Here is a 15,931-nt window from a genome sequence, read left to right as displayed (position 1 = left end):
ACGGCCGGTCCAGCAGGGGGTTGGCGTTAGTGATCGAAGGTGAGCGTGCTGGAGTGACCGCGGGCACAGAAATCGGGAAGCTCGGCTTCGTCCATTCCGCGCTCATCTACCAATCCCAGCACGAGTATCTGGATGTCGTGACCCGCTTCGTGCGGGACGGGTTGGACCTCGACGAGGCCGTGCTCGTCGCGGTCCCGGCCGACATGTTGGCGCTGCTGCACGACGCGCTGGGCGCGGACGGCACGGCGCCGGACGATCTGCGCATGGTGGACATCACCGAGGTCGCCCGCAACCCGAGCCGGCTCATGGCGATGGAGGGGGCCTTCGTCGACGACCATCCCGACCGGCGCGTGCGGATCGTCAGCCAACTCGCCTGGCCCGGACGGACCGACGAGGAACTGATCGCGTGCGTGGAGCACGAGGCGCTGGTCAACGGGGCCATGGACGGCTACCAGGTGACCGGCCTGTGCCTCTACGACGGGAGCCGGCTCGACGACGACGTGCTGGCGGACGCCCACGCGACCCACCCCTGGCTGTGGGGCGGCGGCGGCCTGCGACGCAGCGCGGACTACGCGCCCGATGCCGCCTTGCAGCGCTGCAACCGGCCGCTGCCCGGTAATCCGGGGGCGGTGACCTACGTGGTCCGCAAGTCGGCGGACCTTCGCCCGGCGCGCTCGTTCGCCGTCGACTACGCGGGCTGGGTCGGGTTATCCGAGGACGCGATCGAGGACCTCCAGTTGGTGGCCACGGAGTTGGCCAGCAACAGCCTGATGTACACCGACGGCGCCTGCCAGCTGGCCTTCTGGCGCGACGACGGGTACCTGGTGTGCGAGGCGCGCGACACCGGTTGCTTCGAGGATCCGCTGGTGGGTCGCCTGGACCCGGGGCCGTGCGGCCCCGCCAGCCGCGGGTTGTATCTGGTCAACGCCATCTCGGACCTGGTACGCACGCACACCACGGCCAGCGGAACGACGATCCAGGCTTACCTGCGGTTCGAGCCGTCGGCCGGGCCGACGGGCTGAACGCCGAGCAACCCCCGGGAAACCCGTCCCCCACGCACCGGTCCCGGAGGTTGCTCGGTCGAAATCAGTTAGACGCAGACACCGAGCGCGCTGATCACACAGCCGCCGCTAGCCCCGCCGACGAGTCCGCCGCTGCCGGCCGTCGAGGAGGCACATCCTGTCGGTACCACTAACACCGTGACGAGGCCCGCGGCCGCTACAGCGGCTTTGAGGGTTTTCATGGTGCGCTTCGCCTTCATGATGAGCCTTCTTTCATCATCCTTCGAGGGGTAATTGCACAGCCGTTGAACGACACATGCCCCCGCCCCATACCCGCTGGCTCGCGCGGGTAAACCAAAATCTTCGATTAATTTCGAGACGGGTTGGCGCGATATGCCGCTCGCCCGAAACTTGCACGTCAGGCGGGTACGCGACTAAGGTCGTCGCTCGTGCGTCTTCTCGAGCGTGTCGTAGTAGCTAGCACCCGCAGCGGGGTCTGATCCAGACCGACCCCCCGCTGTGGGTCGGAAGCTACTGCCGTCGGTCAATCCTTCGACCGAAGAAGACCGGCACCATGACCGTTCCCGAAACTTTTCCCGAGCGTCTCGATTCCGACACCGACCCGGCCAGCCCGTGCCTCGCCACGGAGTGGTTCGCCCGACAGTTCGGCGCGCCGCTACCGAGCGGCCTGCGAGAGCCCGCGGGCGCGATGTCCTGGCAGCGTTTCGTCGCGACCTACGGCCAGATGACCGGACCGATCCGCCTGCGCAACTGGGAGTGCACCGACGACCAGCGGCGGCCGGGCCCGCAGCCGCGCAACTTTCGGGCCATGATCGCCGTCGGCGAGCGCATCAGCGTGTCGACGGCGGCGGCCGGCGGCCCGATCGCGGCGCTCAGCGCGATGCTGCACGAACGCGGCATCCCGGTGGAGATTCTCAAGTTCCATCAGCTGCGCTCCTGCGAGCGCACGGCCACGTTCGTCCAAGGCGGCAACGGCGCCCGTGTGGAATGGGCGATGGGCTGGTCCGAGGAACCGGCCCAGTCGGCGTTGCGCGCGGTGATCGCGTGTGCCAACCGCCTGATCGCGTAGTTCGGGTTGGCCGAGCAGACGCAGAATCGCACGCCGAGCAGCCGCACTACGTGATTTTGCGTCTGCTCGCGGCGAGTCAGAGCGGGCGCAGCACGATCGGCATGCCGTCCATCGGTATCGGCATGCCGCCGTAGTCCCAGTGCGGCTGGTAGCCCGGCCGGGCCAGCTCCAGCCGGTAGCGGCGCAGCAGCCGATGCACGACGGTCTTGACCTCGAGCTGTCCGAACACCATGCCGATGCACTTGTGCGCGCCGCCGCCGAACGGCGCGAACGCGTACCGATGCTTCTTGTGCTCGGAGCGGGGCTCGGCGAAGCGTTCGGGGTCGAATTTGTCTGGATCCGTCCACAATTCGGGCAGGCGGTGGTTCATGCCCGGCCAGATCGTGATGTTGGTGCCGGCGGGGATGTAGTGGCCGAGCAGCTCGGTGTCGCGAACGGCCTGCCGCATGTTGAACGGCAGCGGCGTCACCATGCGCAGCGACTCGTTCATGATCAGTTCGAGCGTTTCGAGCTTCTCGAGCGCCTCGATGTCCAGCGGCCCGTCGCCGAGCCGGGCCGACTCCTCGCGCGCCCGCTCCTGCCACTCCGGGTTGGCGGCCATGTTGTAGACCATCGTGGTGGTCGTCGACGTCGAGGTGTCGTGGGCGGCCATCATCAAGAAGATCATGTGGTTGACGATGTCCTCATCGGTGAAGCTGTTGCCGTCCTCGTCCTCGGTGTGGCACAGCACCGTGAGCATGTCGTTGCCGGTGGCCTGGCGGCGCTCCTTGACCCGCTCGGCGAAGTACTCCTCGAGCAGTGTGCGGGCCCGCAGCCCCCGCCACCACTTGAACGGCGGCAGCGGCTGCCGGATGATCGCGCCGCCCGCGCGCGTCGTGATCGTGAACGCCTGATTGACCTTCGTGACCAGATCGTGGTCGGTGCCGGGCTCGTGCCCCATGAACACCAGGGAGGCGACGTCCAGGGTGAGTTCCTTCATCGCCGGGTGGAACAGGAAACGCGCGTCGTTGGTCGGCCAGTTGGCGACGATGTCGCTGGCCACGCGGTCGATGTGCTCGACGTAGCCGGTCAACCGGCTGCGCGTGAAGGCCTCCTGCATGATCCGCCGGTGGTACATGTGCTCGTCGAAGTCCAGCATCATCAGGCCGCGGTTGAAGAACGGCCCGATCACCGGGTGCCAGCCCCGCTGCGAGAAGTCCTTGTTCTTGTTCGAGAACACGGCCTGGGTGGCGTCCGGTCCCAGCGCCGTGACCGCCGGCATGATCGGCGAGTCGAGGAAGTGCAGGGGGCCCCGGGTGCGATAGAGGTGCAGCGCGTAGTCCGGCCCGCCCCGGAACATCTCGATGATGTGCCCGAGGATCGGGAGGCCGGCATCGCCTGTCACCGGTTTGAGGCCGCTGCCGGCGGGCGGTTCGGCCAGGACTTTGGTGTCCCAGTCGTGGGCGAGCAGCCGCTTTTCGACCGCACCCATCCCGGGGATGGTGTTCAGCGTCGGGGTGAACCGGCGCCGCGCCTGGTCCAGCAGGTATTGCGGGGTGCTGATCGTGGCGGTCATAGACGCTCCTTTGCGTTCCCTCCGAGGTGACAGCCGTCACTGTTCTATAACCTTCGGAAAAAACTTGACGGCTGTCAAGTTTGCTTTTCGCGCGGCGTGGTGCAAGGTCAGGGAGTGAGCAGCCACCCCGCCACCCCGGAGCCCGTCGGGCAACGGCGCGGCGACAAGCAACGCCAGGCGATCCTGCAGGCGGTGCGGGAACTGTTGCAGGAGCAGCCATTCGCCGAGCTGTCCGTCAGCACCATCAGCCTTCGGGCCGGCGTCGCCCGCTCCGGCTTCTACTTCTACTTCGACTCGAAATACGCGGTGCTGGCCCAGTTGATGGCCGAGGCCGCCGCCGAACTCGAAGAGCTCACGCAGGACTTCGCCCCGCGCCAGCCCGGCGAGTCGCCGGAGCAGTTCGCCCAACGCATGGTCGGCAGCGCGGCCGCGGTGTACGCGCACAACGACCCGGTGATGACCGCGTGCAACGAGGCGCGCACCACCGACGTCGAGATCCGTAATCTCCTCGACCAGCAGTTCGAGGTGGTGCTGGGGCAGATCGTCTCCATCGTCGAGGCGGAGATGAAGGCCGGGACCGCCAGCCCGATCAGCGACGACCTGCCGACGCTGATCCGCACCCTCGCCGGTACCACCGCGCTGATGCTGACCGGCGACCCGATCCTGGCCGGCCGTGACAGCGACCGCGACCGCCGCGTGCGCGTGCTGGAGCGGTTGTGGCTGCACGCGCTTTGGGGCGGGCGTCCCTAGGCCGAGGCGTTACCGCCGGTATCGTCACGGCAATGGGGCAGCAGGGATACTTCGCGGGCAAACGGTGTCTGGTCACCGGGGCCGCCAGCGGCATCGGCCGCGCCACCGCGCTGCGGCTGGCCGCCCACGGCGCCGAGCTCTATCTCACCGACCGTGACCGGGACGGCCTCGAGCGGACCGTGGCCGACGCCCGCGCGTTGGGCGGGCGGGTGCCCGAGCATCGGGCCCTCGACATCGCCAGCTATGACGAGGTGGCCGCGTTCGCCGCCGACATCCATCGCGACCATCCGAGCATGGACGTCGTGCTCAACATCGCCGGTGTGTCGGCGTGGGGCACCGTCGACCGGCTGAGCCACGAGCAGTGGAGCAAGATGATCGCGATCAACCTGATGGGTCCGATCCACGTCATCGAAACATTCGTCCCGCCGATGGTGGCGGCCCGCAACGGCGGGCACCTGGTCAACGTGTCGTCGGCCGCGGGGCTGGTCGCCCTCCCGTGGCATGCGGCCTACAGCGCCAGCAAGTACGGGCTGCGGGGGCTGTCGGAGGTGCTGCGCTTCGACCTGGCGCGGCACCGCATCGGGGTCTCGGTCGTGGTGCCGGGCGCGGTGAACACCCCGCTGGTCCAGACCGTCGAGATCGCCGGCGTGGACCGCGAAGACCCCAAGGTGGCCCGCTGGGTGAACCGCTTCAGCGGCCACGCCGTCTCGCCGGAGAGGGCGGCCGAGAAGATCCTGGCCGGAGTGGCCAAGAACCGCTACCTGATCTACACCTCGGCGGACATCCGGGCGCTGTACGCCTTCAAGCGGCTGGCTTGGTGGCCCTACAGCGTGGCGATGCGTCAGGTGAACGTGGTGTTCACCCGGGCGCTGCGGCCGGCCCCGGCGCCGCTAGTGCGGCATGGCCAGTTCGAGGCGCACCCCCAGCAGCCGGACCGGGCGGTCGAGCTCGAATAGGTCCAGGACGCGCAGCGCCGCGGCGACGATGGTGTCGCGATCGGTGGTCGGGGCGTCCAGCTTGCGGATCTTGGAGCGGGTGTAGAAGGTCGCGGTCCGCACGGTGACGGCCACGCGGGTCACGATCCGGCCCGACGCGAGCACGTCGGCCAACGCCTGTTCGGCCAATTGCGTGACGGACGAATCCATTTCGGCGCGTTCGGTGAGGTCGCGCGGGAAGGTGACCACGTGGCTGCGCGAGCGCGGGATCCACGGCTCGGCGCTGACGCCGGTGTCACCACCGCCCTTGGCCAACAGCAGCAGCCACAGCCCGGTGCGCGGGCCGAACGCGGACATCAGCAGCTCGGCCTCACTGTCCGCGAGCTCACGCACCGTCGTGATCCCCAGCGCGGCAAGCTTTTTCGCGGTCTTGGTGCCTACGCCCCACAACGCGTCGACCGGGCGGTCGGCCATCAGGGTCATCCAGTTCGCGTCGGTGAGCGCGAAGACGCCCGCCGGTTTGGCGAAGCCGGTCGCGACCTTGGCGCGCTGCTTGTTGTCGCTGATGCCGACCGAGCAGGACAGCCCGGTTTCCGCCGAGATGACCGCCCGGATCTCGTCGGCCACTTCCGTCGGGTCGGTCCCCGCCAGCCCGACGTACGCCTCGTCCCATCCCCACACCTCGACCGGGTGCCCCAGGTCGCGCAGCAACCCCATCACCTGCTGGGAGGCCGCGTCATAGGCTTCGGCGTCCGACGGCAGGAACGTCGCCTCGGGGCAGCGGCGGGCGGCGGCCCGCAACGGCATGCCGGCGTGCACGCCGAATTTCCGGGCTTCATAGGACGCGCAGGTGACAACCTTGCGCGGTTCGGACGGATCGCCGTTGCCGCCGACGATCACCGGCAGCCCGGCCAGCTCGGGGTGGCGACGCAATTCCACGGACGCCAGGAACTGATCGAGGTCGACGTGCAGGACCCAGCTCTGCGTCGGCGCGATCACGCCGGGTCACCGCCCACAAAGCTTGCGCGCCAAGCTTTCCCACGCGTCGCCGAGGGTCTGCAGGGTGTGGCCGCCCTCGGCGAGCTGGTGCTCGATGTAGTCCACGTCCAGCAGCGCCAGCAACGCGTCGGTTTGCACATCGAGGTCGCCGGTGGACTCGGCGGCCTTCAGCAGGACGCGCACGTGCGTGCGTTGCACCATCGCCGGCGCGTTGTGACGGCTTTGCGGGTCGCGGTTGACGGCCGACAGCAGCTCGCGGTGGGTGTGCGCGAAGCGGATCCGCTCGCGGCCGAACGCCACCAGCCGATCCGTCGGCGGCGCGCCGGGGCCCAAGGGCGGTGGCCCGAACAGAAACGCCCGCTGACTTGCTTGCTCGTCTTCGTCGAGCAACACCATCATCAGGCCGGCGCGGCTGCCGAAACGGCGGAACAGCGTGCCCTTGCCGACCCCGGCGGCCGCGGCGATGTCGTCCATGGTGACCGCATCGGCGCCGCGCTCGGCGACCAGGTTTCGGGCAGCCTGGAGTAACAGGGCACGGTTGCGCGCCGCGTCGCCCCGCTCCTGGTGGACCACCTGCGGAGCGCACACGGGCAGCTCGCCCAACCGTTCGCTCATGACTGCACTTTAACGCCGCCGGAATAAACCGGACTGCAGTCCGGTTTGGGCATGCGAGGATGTAGACCAACGACCGAAGGGACTCCGACAGTGACAACCAAGATCTTGGCGTTCGTGGGAAGCCTGCGTGCGGCGTCAGTGAACCGGCAGATCGCCGAACTGGCGGCGGCGGTGGCCCCCGACGGCGTGACCGTCACGATCTTCGAGGAGCTCGCAGAGCTGCCGTTCTACAACGAAGAGATCGACGACGCGATGACCACCGGCGCCCCGCCGCTGCCCCCGGTGGTCGCCCTGCGCGCCGCGGCGGCCGACGCCGACGCCGCGCTGGTGGTCACCCCGGAATACAACGGCAGCATTCCGGCCGTCATCAAGAACGCGATCGACTGGCTGTCCCGCCCGTTCGGCGACGGCGCGCTGAAGGGCAAGCCGCTGGCGGTGATCGGGGGCTCCTTCGGTCAGTACGGCGGGGTCTGGGCGCACGACGAAACCCGCAAGTCGTTCGGCATCGCCGGCGCGCGCGTGGTGGATTCGATCAAACTCTCCGTGCCGTTCAAGACGCTGGAGGGCAAAGCGCCCGCGGAGCACGCCGAGCTCTCGGGGAATGTGCGCGACGCGGTCGGGAAGCTGGTCGCCGAAGTCGGCTGATTGGGGGAAGTCCACAAGCTGGTCACCGGGTGACCAGCGAGGTTGTGGCAACCGGATAGCCAAAGCCGCCAGCCCTCGGCTGGCGGCTTTGCTGGCGGTCGGCCGGGGAGGCCGAACGCGGCGGTTTGGGCGCGGGCCACGGGGAGATGTCGGTGGCCGGTGATACAACGATTCGCATGGGCGGCTTCGTCGAAGAATGTGACCTGCGACACGCCGGGCGCGTGTCGCCCGAACGGCGTACGACCAGCGAATTTCAAAAATGTCATTCCGAACATCTTGTATCTGGTCATCTTGTCTGCCACTAGGTGTAGTGTTTCGAGCACCGGCAGATCCCAGGTTCACCAGCCCGACCGGGGCCTGGTTCACCACCCGAAATCGGCTCAATGGGTCATTCGACCCCGACGGCCGCACGACGGGAATGTGGGGGCTTGGCGGGCCGCTGAAACACAGCGAAGACGTAGTACCGAGTAGTTGCCAGTCCGTGACAAGTCCCACCTTCCGCAAAGGAGCGGCTTCTATGAGCATCACCGTGTACACCAAGCCGGCATGCGTGCAGTGCAGCGCCACGTTCAAGGCCCTGGACAAGCAGGGCATCGGCTACGAGAAGGTCGACATCACGCTGGACAACGAGGCGCGCGACTACGTGATGGCGCTGGGGCACCTGCAGGCGCCCGTGGTGGTGGCGGGGAACGAGCACTGGTCGGGGTTCCGGCCGGACCGCATCAAGGCGCTCGCGGAAGCGGCCCTCAGCGCCTGAGTGGCCAGCGGCGGACGATAGGTAAGAAGGAGGTTGCGGTGCTATGGACATCACGCGGCGCAGCCTGGTCTATTTCTCCTCCGTGTCGGAGAACACCCACCGCTTCGTGCAGAAGCTGGGTGTTCCCGCCACGCGGATACCGCTGCATGGCCGCATCGAGGTCGACGAGCCGTATGTCCTGATCGTGCCCACGTACGGCGGCGGCCGGGCCACCCCTGACCTCAACGCCGGCGGATACGTTCCCAAGCAGGTCATCGCATTCCTGAACGACGAGCACAACCGGTCGTTGATCCGCGGCGTCATCGCGGCGGGCAACAACAACTTCGGCGCCGAATTCGCCTATGCGGGCAACGTGATCTCGCGCAAATGCGGCGTCCCCTACCTTTACCGCTTCGAACTGATGGGCACCCCGGACGACGTGGAAGCCGTCCGCGCGGGCTTGGAAGATTTCTGGAAGGAACAGACGTGCCACCAACCGTCACTGCAGAGCCTGTAACGTCCGGCGCGCACGCGTTGCCCGGTGAAACGGACTACCACGCGCTGAACGCGATGCTGAACCTGTACGACGCCGACGGCAGGATTCAGTTCGACAAGGACGTGCTGGCGGCGCGCCAGTACTTCCTGCAGCATGTCAACCAGAACACGGTCTTCTTCCACAATCAGGACGAGAAGCTCGACTACCTGATCCGCGAAAACTACTACGAGCGCGAGGTTCTCGACCAGTACTCGCGCAACTTCGTCAAGGAGCTGCTGGACCGCGCCTATGCCAAGAAGTTCCGGTTCCCGACGTTCCTGGGCGCGTTCAAGTACTACACCTCCTACACGCTGAAGACGTTCGACGGTAAGCGCTACCTGGAGCGCTTCGAGGACCGCGTGGTCATGGTGGCGCTGACGCTGGCGGCCGGTGACACCGGGCTGGCCGAGAAGCTGGTCGACGAGATCATCGACGGCCGCTTCCAACCGGCCACCCCGACGTTTCTGAACTCGGGCAAGAAGCAACGCGGCGAACCGGTGAGCTGCTTTCTGCTGCGCATCGAGGACAACATGGAATCGATCGGCCGATCGATCAACTCCGCCCTGCAGCTGTCCAAGCGCGGCGGGGGCGTTGCGTTGCTGCTGACCAACATTCGCGAGCACGGCGCGCCGATCAAGAACATCGAGAACCAGTCCTCGGGCGTCATCCCCATCATGAAACTGCTCGAGGACTCGTTCTCCTACGCCAACCAGCTGGGCGCGCGCCAGGGGGCCGGCGCGGTGTACCTGCACGCGCATCACCCCGACATCTACCGCTTCCTGGACACCAAACGCGAGAACGCCGACGAGAAGATCCGGATCAAGACGCTGAGCCTGGGCGTGGTGATCCCCGACATCACCTTCGAGCTGGCCAAGAAGAACGAGGACATGTACCTGTTCTCGCCGTACGACGTCGAACGCGTCTACGGCCTGCCGTTCGCCGACATCTCGGTGACCGAGAAGTACTACGAGATGGTCGACGACGCGCGCATCCGCAAGACGAAGATCAAGGCGCGGGAGTTCTTCCAGACGCTGGCCGAGCTGCAGTTCGAGTCCGGCTACCCCTACATCATGTTCGAGGACACGGTGAACCGGGCCAACCCGGTCGAGGGCAAGATCACGCACTCGAACCTGTGCTCGGAGATCCTGCAGGTGTCCACGCCGTCGCTGTTCAACGACGACCTCTCGTATGCCAAAGTCGGCAAAGACATTTCGTGCAACCTCGGTTCGCTGAACATCGCCAAGGCGATGGACTCACCGGACTTCGCGCAGACCATCGAGGTGGCCATCCGCGCCCTGACCGCGGTCAGCGACCAGACCCACATCACGTCGGTGCCCTCGATCGAGCAGGGCAACAACGAATCCCACGCGATCGGCCTGGGGCAGATGAACCTGCACGGCTACCTCGCGCGCGAGCGCATCTTCTACGGGTCCGAAGAGGGCATCGACTTCACCAACATCTACTTCTACACGGTGCTCTACCACGCGCTGCGGGCGTCGAACCGCATCGCCATCGAACGGGGCAGGGCGTTCGGCGGTTTCGAGCGGTCGAAGTACGCCTCGGGCGAGTTCTTCGACAAGTACACCGACCAGGTGTGGGAGCCGCAGACCGACAAGGTGCGTCAGCTCTTCGCCGACGCGGACATCCGGATCCCGACCCAGGACGACTGGAAGCGGTTGAAGGAGTCGGTGCAGGCGCACGGCATCTACAACCAGAACCTGCAGGCCGTCCCGCCGACGGGGTCGATCTCCTACATCAACCATTCGACGAGCTCGATCCACCCGATCGCCAGCAAGGTCGAGATCCGCAAGGAAGGCAAGATCGGCCGCGTCTACTACCCGGCGCCCTACATGACCAACGACAACCTGGAGTACTTCCAGGACGCGTATGAGATCGGCTACGAGAAGGTCATCGACACCTACGCCGCGGCCACCCAGCACGTGGATCAGGGACTGAGCCTGACGCTGTTCTTCAAGGACACCGCCACCACGCGCGATGTGAACAAGGCGCAGATCTACGCCTGGCGCAAGGGCATCAAGACGCTCTACTACATCCGGCTGCGGCAGATGGCGCTGGAGGGCACCGAGGTCGAGGGCTGCGTGTCCTGCATGCTGTAGGACGGACCCTCACAGATTCGTTTGTCCCCAGCTCGCCAGGCGCCGTTCGCGTTCGGCGGCGTCGACCTCTTCGACCCGCGTCATAATCGACCAGCGTTGCCCGAACGGGTCGACGATGGAACCGAACCGGTCACCGGTGACGAAGGTCTGGGCTGCCTCGCGAATCGTCGCCCCTGCCTGCTCGGCGCGCGCCAGTACGTCGTCGACGTCAGCGCAATACAGCGCGACCGAATGGGTCACGGACCCGTTGTGCGCGGCGGGAGCCACGAGCCGGTAATCGGGGTTGGGATCGGACAATTGCAGCCTCCCGTGGCCGAAATCCAATTCCGCGTGCGCGATCGTGCCGTCCGGTCCGGTCATCTTCTCGACCAGGACGGCGCCGAACACGTCGAGGTAGAAATCGATGGCTGCCGCGGCGCCGTCGACGACCAGGAACGGGGTCAAACTTGTGTAGCCGGCGGGAATGGGTGTGGGGGTCATGGCGTCCACCTTCGCTACATTCGTCACGTGTTGGCTTGGAAAAACGCGCCACCAATCCACGGTGCCGAGTTGGGCGTGGTCGGGCGGGCGGGCAGCGCGGCGGTGTTCGACCTCGTCCGCAGGGCGCCGTCGGAACTCGCGGGCAAATTCGTCGAACACTACTGGTCGGTCTGCTGGGACCTGACCGGGCGACCGCCGCATGACAGCCTGGTGATCACCTTCCCGTCGATGCACCTCACGCACGAGTGGGGGACCGACTCGCCGCGTCACGGCCATGCCTTACCTGCCACTTTGGTGCACGGCGTGGTGCAACGGGTCTTCAGCATCACATTGTCCGGACGGGGCGCGGTAGTCGGTGCGCGTTTCAAGCCGGGCGGGTTCACCGCCCGATTCGGGCGCGACGCCGCCGCGGTGGCGGGCCGCGTTATGCGGGCGGACGGCGAGCTGTTCGGCGGCTCCGTGTCTTTCGACGACGATATCGACGCCGCCACGGCGCAATTCGATGCCGCGATCGGTGCTGCGACCCGGCCCGATCCAACCTATGCGGCCCTCGCAACGCTGCTTCAACGGATGCGCGACGAGCAGGCTTTGCACAGCGTGGACCAGGTTATGGCGTACTCGCCGTGGAGCGCGCGAACCACGCAGCGGGTATTTCGGCGCTACGTCGGCGTCTCCGTCAAATGGGTGCTGTGTCGATACCGTTTGCAGCACGCCGCGTTGGCGCTCGAGACTGACCGGTGCGTCGACCTCGCCGACCTGGCAGTGCGACTCGGCTGGTACGACCAGGCGCACTTCACGAACGACTTCCGGTCGATGTTGGGCTGCAGCCCCGGCGAGTACGCCCAACGGTACAGACGATGATGTGGCGGTTCAGTGGATGTCATCCTCGATCGTCGCGCAGTCTGCCCAGGTCAGCGGCTCGAATGGTCGTCAGAGGGGTATGGTGCTTGACGTGGTGAGAATTCCGCGACCACCCCACCCCAGCGTCAAGCCGCCGGGGGCGAAGGTCGACGCGCGCAGCGAGCGGTGGCGCGAACACCGCAAGAAGGTGCGCGGCGAAATCGTGGACGCGGCCTTCCGCGCCATCGACCGCCTGGGCCCCGAGCTGAGCGTGCGGGAGATCGCCGAGGAGGCCGGCACCGCCAAGCCGAAGATCTACCGGCACTTCCACGACAAGGCCGACCTGTTCCAGGCCATCGGGGAACGGCTGCGCGACATGCTGTGGGCCGCCATCTTCCCGTCGATCGACCTGAAAACCGACTCGTCGCGCGAGGTGATCCGTCGCGCCGTCGAGGAGTACGTGAACCTGGTCGACCAGCACCCGAACGTGCTGCGGGTCTTCATCCAGGGGCGCTCCGCGGCGAGCCCGCAGATCCTCAACGAGGGCCGCGGGATCACCCTGGCGGTGGCCGACATGTTCGACAACGAGCTGCGCGAGATGGAATTGGACCACGCGGCTTTCGAACTGGCCGGGAATGCGGCCTTCGGGTCGGCGGCATCGGCCACCGAGTGGTGGCTGGGGCCCGACGCCGACAGCCCACGCCGCATGCCGCGCGAGCGGTTCGTCGCCCATCTGACGACGATCATGGTCGGGGTCATCGTCGGCACCGCCGAGGTGCTCGGCATCACCATGGACCCCGACCAGCCCATCCACAGCGTGATGCCCAGCAGCCCCGCGGCGAGCTGAGGACTTTTGGCACGTTGACATCGCTGCGGCGATCGTCGACACTCGTGCCATTCGATACCCTGGGTACTGGGTATTTTGCGCAATCTGACAGGAAGACCGATCCACCGTGACCGACGTCGTGACACAAGCCGAGCCGACCAACATGCACCAACCCGTCCACGCGCGCGCCATCATCATCGGGACCGGGTTCTCCGGCCTGGGGATGGCGATCAAGCTGCAGCAGCTGGGCGTGGACTTCGTCATCCTGGAGAAGTTCGGCGACGTCGGCGGCACGTGGCGCGACAACAGCTATCCCGGTTGCGCCTGCGACATCCCGTCGCACCTGTACTCGTTCTCCTTCGAGCCCAAGCCCGACTGGCGCAACCCGTTCTCCTATCAGCCCGAGATCTGGGACTACCTCAAGGGAGTCACCGAGAAATACGGGCTGCGCCGCTACATCGAGTTCGATTCGCACGTGGATCGTGCCCACTGGGACGACGACGAGCAGCGCTGGCACGTCTTCACCGAAGACGGCCGCGAGTTCGTCGGGCAGTTCCTGATCTCGGGCGCGGGTGCGCTGCACATCCCGGCCATGCCCGACATCGAGGGCCGTGACGAATTCCGTGGCCCCGCTTTCCATTCCGCGGAGTGGGACCACACCGTCGACCTGACCGGAAAGCGGGTGGCGATGATCGGGACCGGCGCCAGCGCCATCCAGATCGTGCCGGAGATCGTCGGGCAGGTCGCCGAACTGCAGCTCTACCAACGCACTCCGCCCTGGGTGGTGCCGCGCTCCAACCCCGAGATCCCGGTGGCGCTGCGGCGCGCCATGGCCAACGTGCCCGGCCTGCGGGCGCTGGTGCGTGCGGTGATCTACTGGGGCCAAGAGGCCCTGGCCGTTGGAATGACCAAGCGCCCCGACGCCTTGAAGTTCATCGAGGCCTACGTCAAATACAACATCCGCCGATCGGTCAAGGATCGCGAGCTGCGTCGCAAGCTCACCCCGCACTACCGGATCGGGTGCAAGCGAATCCTGAACTCCTCGACCTACTATCGCGCGGTCGCCGACCCGAAGACCGAACTGATCACCGACCACATCGCCCGGATCACGCCCACCGGCATCGTCACCGCCGACGGCAAGGAACGCGAAGTCGACGTGATCGTCTACGGCACCGGCTTCCACGTCACCGACTCCTACACCTACGTCCAGATCAAGGGGCACAACGGCGAGGACCTGGTCGATCGCTGGAACCGGGAGGGCATCGCCGCGCACCGCGGCATCACCGTCGCCGACATGCCCAACCTGTTCTTCCTGCTGGGCCCGAACACCGGCCTGGGCCACAACTCGGTGGTCTTCATGATCGAGTCCCAGATCCGCTACGTCGCCAGCGCGATCAGGGCCTGCGACAAGCGCGGCGCCCAGGCGCTCGCGCCGACGCGCGCCGCCCAGGACGCGTTCAACGACGAGTTGCAGCGCAGGCTGGGGCATTCGGTGTGGAACAGCGGCGGATGCAGCAGCTGGTACCTCGACGAGCACGGCAAGAACACGGTGCTGTGGGGCGGCTACACCTGGGAGTACTGGCGCGACACCCGCTCGATCAAGCCCGAGGAGTATCAGTTCTTCGGCGCGGGCTCAGAGGGCGGCCGCCGGGCCGCCACCGCTTAGCAACCTGACGAAGGCACTCGCGGCCGCGTCGACGCCGGCGTCGTCGTTGGTGGCCACGAGATCCAGCAGCAGGCCTCGGGTGACGGCCAGCCCGAGCCTTGCCATCGCGCCGTCGTAGGGGACGCCGGCGGCGGCGGTGTCGACCTCACGCAGCCAGCCGTCGACCGCCCCGGGAACCATTCGTGTGAAAGGCTTCTCGCCTTGGGCCGCGCGCGCGTAGCACTCGAAGAAGAGCCGTTCTAACTGGCGCAGTTCCGGGCGACGAAGGTCGGCCCACATCGCGGCGAAGCCCTCGGCCGGATCCTCCGGCAAGCCGGGAACGAGAGCCATCTGGCGGCGCTCGGCCTCCTCGACGACCGCAATCAGCAAATCGTCGCGGGAACCGAAGTGGTGCAACAACATCCGGTGGCTGGTGCCGACAGCGACTGCGACATCGCGGAGCGAACGGTTGCCGATGCCGTTTGTGGCGAACTCATCGAATAGCGCATGCAGTAGTTCGCGACGCCGCTGTGAGTCAGGAGTGCGGGCCATCGGCGCGCCTGAGCTGCTCAGACCGGGCCTTGAGTCCTTGGGCCTCGAGCTTGAGGAATCGTTTCGTCTTGCCGGCCATCAGCCGGCCGACCAGCGCGCCGAGCACACCGCGCTGATCCAGTTGCTGACGCACCACCGTGCGGCCGCCGGGCTGGGCGATCACGTCGTGCCGGGCGCTCACCCGCGCACCGGGGGAGCGCTGCACCCAGGTCCACGACGTGCCCGGATCGAGCTCGGTGACCTGCCACACCAGCGTCGCCATGCCGGGCTGCTTGATCGCGAACCGTCTGCCCACCTCGAGTGCGGGCCCGTCCCGTCCGACCAGCGACCTCACCGAGGCGGTCCACTCGGGCCAGCGCTGCACGTCGCTGAAGACATCCCACACCAGCTGCGGCGGGGCGTCGATCTCGATGCTGTCTTCGGTAAACATGTACCAAATGGTACATCGGGCTGCATCGCGTTGACCAGGGCTCGCGCGCACCTGGTGAGAGGCGAAACTGGGCCAAGGAACGGGTTACGACACGGAAAACACAACTTGTTGTGTTGCCGCGGCTTGTCGTACCCCAGGGGTAGTGTTTGAGCTCTAGTCAACCGCAGGCAAAACGGCGTG

Annotated in this window: 17 protein-coding genes; 11 read left to right on the top strand and 6 right to left on the bottom strand. The window is 66.9% G+C overall.

The annotated features are described in order from the left end of the window. The first annotated feature begins 29 nt into the window (after window positions 1–29). A complete protein-coding gene (locus tag U8D42_RS14755; RefSeq protein ID WP_322859871.1) occupies window positions 30–1,022 on the top strand; it encodes a sensor histidine kinase in 993 nt (330 codons plus the stop codon). A 553-nt stretch (window positions 1,023–1,575) separates the two neighbouring features. Further along, window positions 1,576–2,091: a homocitrate synthase gene (locus tag U8D42_RS14750; RefSeq protein WP_322859872.1), complete on the top strand. Its 516-nt coding sequence runs from the start codon at window positions 1,576–1,578 to the stop codon at window positions 2,089–2,091. A 76-nt stretch (window positions 2,092–2,167) separates the two neighbouring features. On the opposite strand, the gene U8D42_RS14745 is transcribed toward U8D42_RS14750, so the two are convergent. Then, on the bottom strand, window positions 2,168–3,646 hold the full coding sequence (locus tag U8D42_RS14745) for a cytochrome P450 (protein WP_322859873.1): 1,479 nt from the start codon (window positions 3,644–3,646) through the stop codon (window positions 2,168–2,170). 114 nt (window positions 3,647–3,760) lie between these two features. Between U8D42_RS14745 and U8D42_RS14740 the strand changes: the two genes are divergently transcribed. Together U8D42_RS14740 and U8D42_RS14735 are read left to right on the top strand one after the other, a co-directional pair. Beyond that, window positions 3,761–4,396, top strand: a complete 636-nt coding sequence (locus U8D42_RS14740) for a TetR/AcrR family transcriptional regulator (protein WP_085241161.1) — start codon at window positions 3,761–3,763, stop codon at window positions 4,394–4,396. Between the two features lie 32 nt (window positions 4,397–4,428). Next, window positions 4,429–5,352 (top strand): SDR family oxidoreductase, encoded by a 924-nt coding sequence (locus U8D42_RS14735; protein WP_322859874.1) that lies wholly within the window; start codon window positions 4,429–4,431, stop codon window positions 5,350–5,352. On the opposite strand, the gene U8D42_RS14730 is transcribed toward U8D42_RS14735, so the two are convergent. Both U8D42_RS14730 and U8D42_RS14725 read right to left on the bottom strand, forming a co-directional pair. After that, window positions 5,287–6,330 carry a DNA polymerase IV gene (locus tag U8D42_RS14730; protein ID WP_431523770.1) on the bottom strand — a complete coding sequence of 348 codons (1,044 nt, stop codon included), beginning with the start codon at window positions 6,328–6,330 and terminating at the stop codon, window positions 5,287–5,289. The two genes, U8D42_RS14735 and U8D42_RS14730, sit on opposite strands and share 66 nt — an antisense overlap. A 6-nt stretch (window positions 6,331–6,336) precedes the next feature. Continuing rightward, complete coding sequence (locus U8D42_RS14725; RefSeq protein WP_085241156.1) at window positions 6,337–6,945, bottom strand: TetR/AcrR family transcriptional regulator; 609 nt, start codon at window positions 6,943–6,945, stop codon at window positions 6,337–6,339. A gap of 51 nt (window positions 6,946–6,996) precedes the next feature. Here U8D42_RS14725 and U8D42_RS14720 point away from each other — a divergent pair, with 51 nt between their 5' ends. The 4 genes from U8D42_RS14720 (at window position 6,997) to nrdE (ending at window position 10,978) form a co-directional block, all read left to right on the top strand. After that, window positions 6,997–7,590 carry an NAD(P)H-dependent oxidoreductase gene (locus U8D42_RS14720; protein WP_322859875.1) on the top strand — a complete coding sequence of 198 codons (594 nt, stop codon included), beginning with the start codon at window positions 6,997–6,999 and terminating at the stop codon, window positions 7,588–7,590. A 517-nt stretch (window positions 7,591–8,107) separates the two neighbouring features. Further along, window positions 8,108–8,347, top strand: a complete 240-nt coding sequence (gene nrdH, locus U8D42_RS14715; RefSeq protein ID WP_322859876.1) for a glutaredoxin-like protein NrdH — start codon at window positions 8,108–8,110, stop codon at window positions 8,345–8,347. Between the two features lie 43 nt (window positions 8,348–8,390). Next, on the top strand, window positions 8,391–8,843 hold the full coding sequence (nrdI, locus tag U8D42_RS14710; protein WP_085241151.1) for a class Ib ribonucleoside-diphosphate reductase assembly flavoprotein NrdI: 453 nt from the start codon (window positions 8,391–8,393) through the stop codon (window positions 8,841–8,843). After that, window positions 8,813–10,978 carry a class 1b ribonucleoside-diphosphate reductase subunit alpha gene (nrdE, locus tag U8D42_RS14705; protein WP_085241149.1) on the top strand — a complete coding sequence of 722 codons (2,166 nt, stop codon included), beginning with the start codon at window positions 8,813–8,815 and terminating at the stop codon, window positions 10,976–10,978. Before nrdI ends, nrdE begins: the two co-directional genes overlap by 31 nt. A 9-nt stretch (window positions 10,979–10,987) precedes the next feature. Here nrdE and U8D42_RS14700 read toward each other — a convergent pair whose 3' ends face one another. Next, on the bottom strand, window positions 10,988–11,458 hold the full coding sequence (locus U8D42_RS14700; RefSeq protein WP_322859877.1) for a VOC family protein: 471 nt from the start codon (window positions 11,456–11,458) through the stop codon (window positions 10,988–10,990). A gap of 27 nt (window positions 11,459–11,485) precedes the next feature. Here U8D42_RS14700 and U8D42_RS14695 point away from each other — a divergent pair, with 27 nt between their 5' ends. The 3 genes from U8D42_RS14695 (at window position 11,486) to U8D42_RS14685 (ending at window position 14,790) form a co-directional block, all read left to right on the top strand. Next, window positions 11,486–12,319: a helix-turn-helix domain-containing protein gene (locus tag U8D42_RS14695; protein WP_085241147.1), complete on the top strand. Its 834-nt coding sequence runs from the start codon at window positions 11,486–11,488 to the stop codon at window positions 12,317–12,319. 91 nt (window positions 12,320–12,410) lie between these two features. After that, window positions 12,411–13,145: a TetR/AcrR family transcriptional regulator gene (locus U8D42_RS14690; protein WP_322859878.1), complete on the top strand. Its 735-nt coding sequence runs from the start codon at window positions 12,411–12,413 to the stop codon at window positions 13,143–13,145. Between the two features lie 142 nt (window positions 13,146–13,287). Then, complete coding sequence (locus U8D42_RS14685) at window positions 13,288–14,790, top strand: flavin-containing monooxygenase (RefSeq protein WP_322860168.1); 1,503 nt, start codon at window positions 13,288–13,290, stop codon at window positions 14,788–14,790. Here U8D42_RS14685 and U8D42_RS14680 read toward each other — a convergent pair. Beyond that, complete coding sequence (locus U8D42_RS14680; RefSeq protein WP_322859879.1) at window positions 14,758–15,321, bottom strand: TetR/AcrR family transcriptional regulator; 564 nt, start codon at window positions 15,319–15,321, stop codon at window positions 14,758–14,760. The two genes, U8D42_RS14685 and U8D42_RS14680, sit on opposite strands and share 33 nt — an antisense overlap. After that, window positions 15,305–15,751, bottom strand: coding sequence for an SRPBCC family protein (locus tag U8D42_RS14675; RefSeq protein ID WP_322859880.1), 447 nt, complete (start codon window positions 15,749–15,751; stop codon window positions 15,305–15,307). Before U8D42_RS14675 ends, U8D42_RS14680 begins: the two co-directional genes overlap by 17 nt. Window positions 15,752–15,931: the final 180 nt, after the last annotated feature.

The sequence above is a fragment of the Mycobacterium europaeum genome, from assembly GCF_034555895.2.
GTDB lineage: Bacteria > Actinomycetota > Actinomycetes > Mycobacteriales > Mycobacteriaceae > Mycobacterium > Mycobacterium europaeum.
The sequence above is the reverse complement of the archived record's forward strand: the minus strand, read 5'-3'. Positions and strand labels throughout refer to the sequence as shown.

Coding starts and splice junctions, on each gene's coding strand:
- U8D42_RS14750 (WP_322859872.1), top strand. CDS start 1,576: ATGACCGTTCCCGAAACTTTTCCCGAGCGTCTCGATTCCGACACCGAC.
- U8D42_RS14745 (WP_322859873.1), bottom strand. CDS start 3,646: ATGACCGCCACGATCAGCACCCCGCAATACCTGCTGGACCAGGCGCGG.
- U8D42_RS14735 (WP_322859874.1), top strand. CDS start 4,429: ATGGGGCAGCAGGGATACTTCGCGGGCAAACGGTGTCTGGTCACCGGG.
- U8D42_RS14725 (WP_085241156.1), bottom strand. CDS start 6,945: ATGAGCGAACGGTTGGGCGAGCTGCCCGTGTGCGCTCCGCAGGTGGTC.
- U8D42_RS14720 (WP_322859875.1), top strand. CDS start 6,997: ATGCGAGGATGTAGACCAACGACCGAAGGGACTCCGACAGTGACAACC.
- nrdH (WP_322859876.1), top strand. CDS start 8,108: ATGAGCATCACCGTGTACACCAAGCCGGCATGCGTGCAGTGCAGCGCC.
- nrdI (WP_085241151.1), top strand. CDS start 8,391: ATGGACATCACGCGGCGCAGCCTGGTCTATTTCTCCTCCGTGTCGGAG.
- U8D42_RS14700 (WP_322859877.1), bottom strand. CDS start 11,458: ATGACCCCCACACCCATTCCCGCCGGCTACACAAGTTTGACCCCGTTC.
- U8D42_RS14685 (WP_322860168.1), top strand. CDS start 13,288: ATGCACCAACCCGTCCACGCGCGCGCCATCATCATCGGGACCGGGTTC.
- U8D42_RS14680 (WP_322859879.1), bottom strand. CDS start 15,321: ATGGCCCGCACTCCTGACTCACAGCGGCGTCGCGAACTACTGCATGCG.
- U8D42_RS14675 (WP_322859880.1), bottom strand. CDS start 15,751: ATGTTTACCGAAGACAGCATCGAGATCGACGCCCCGCCGCAGCTGGTG.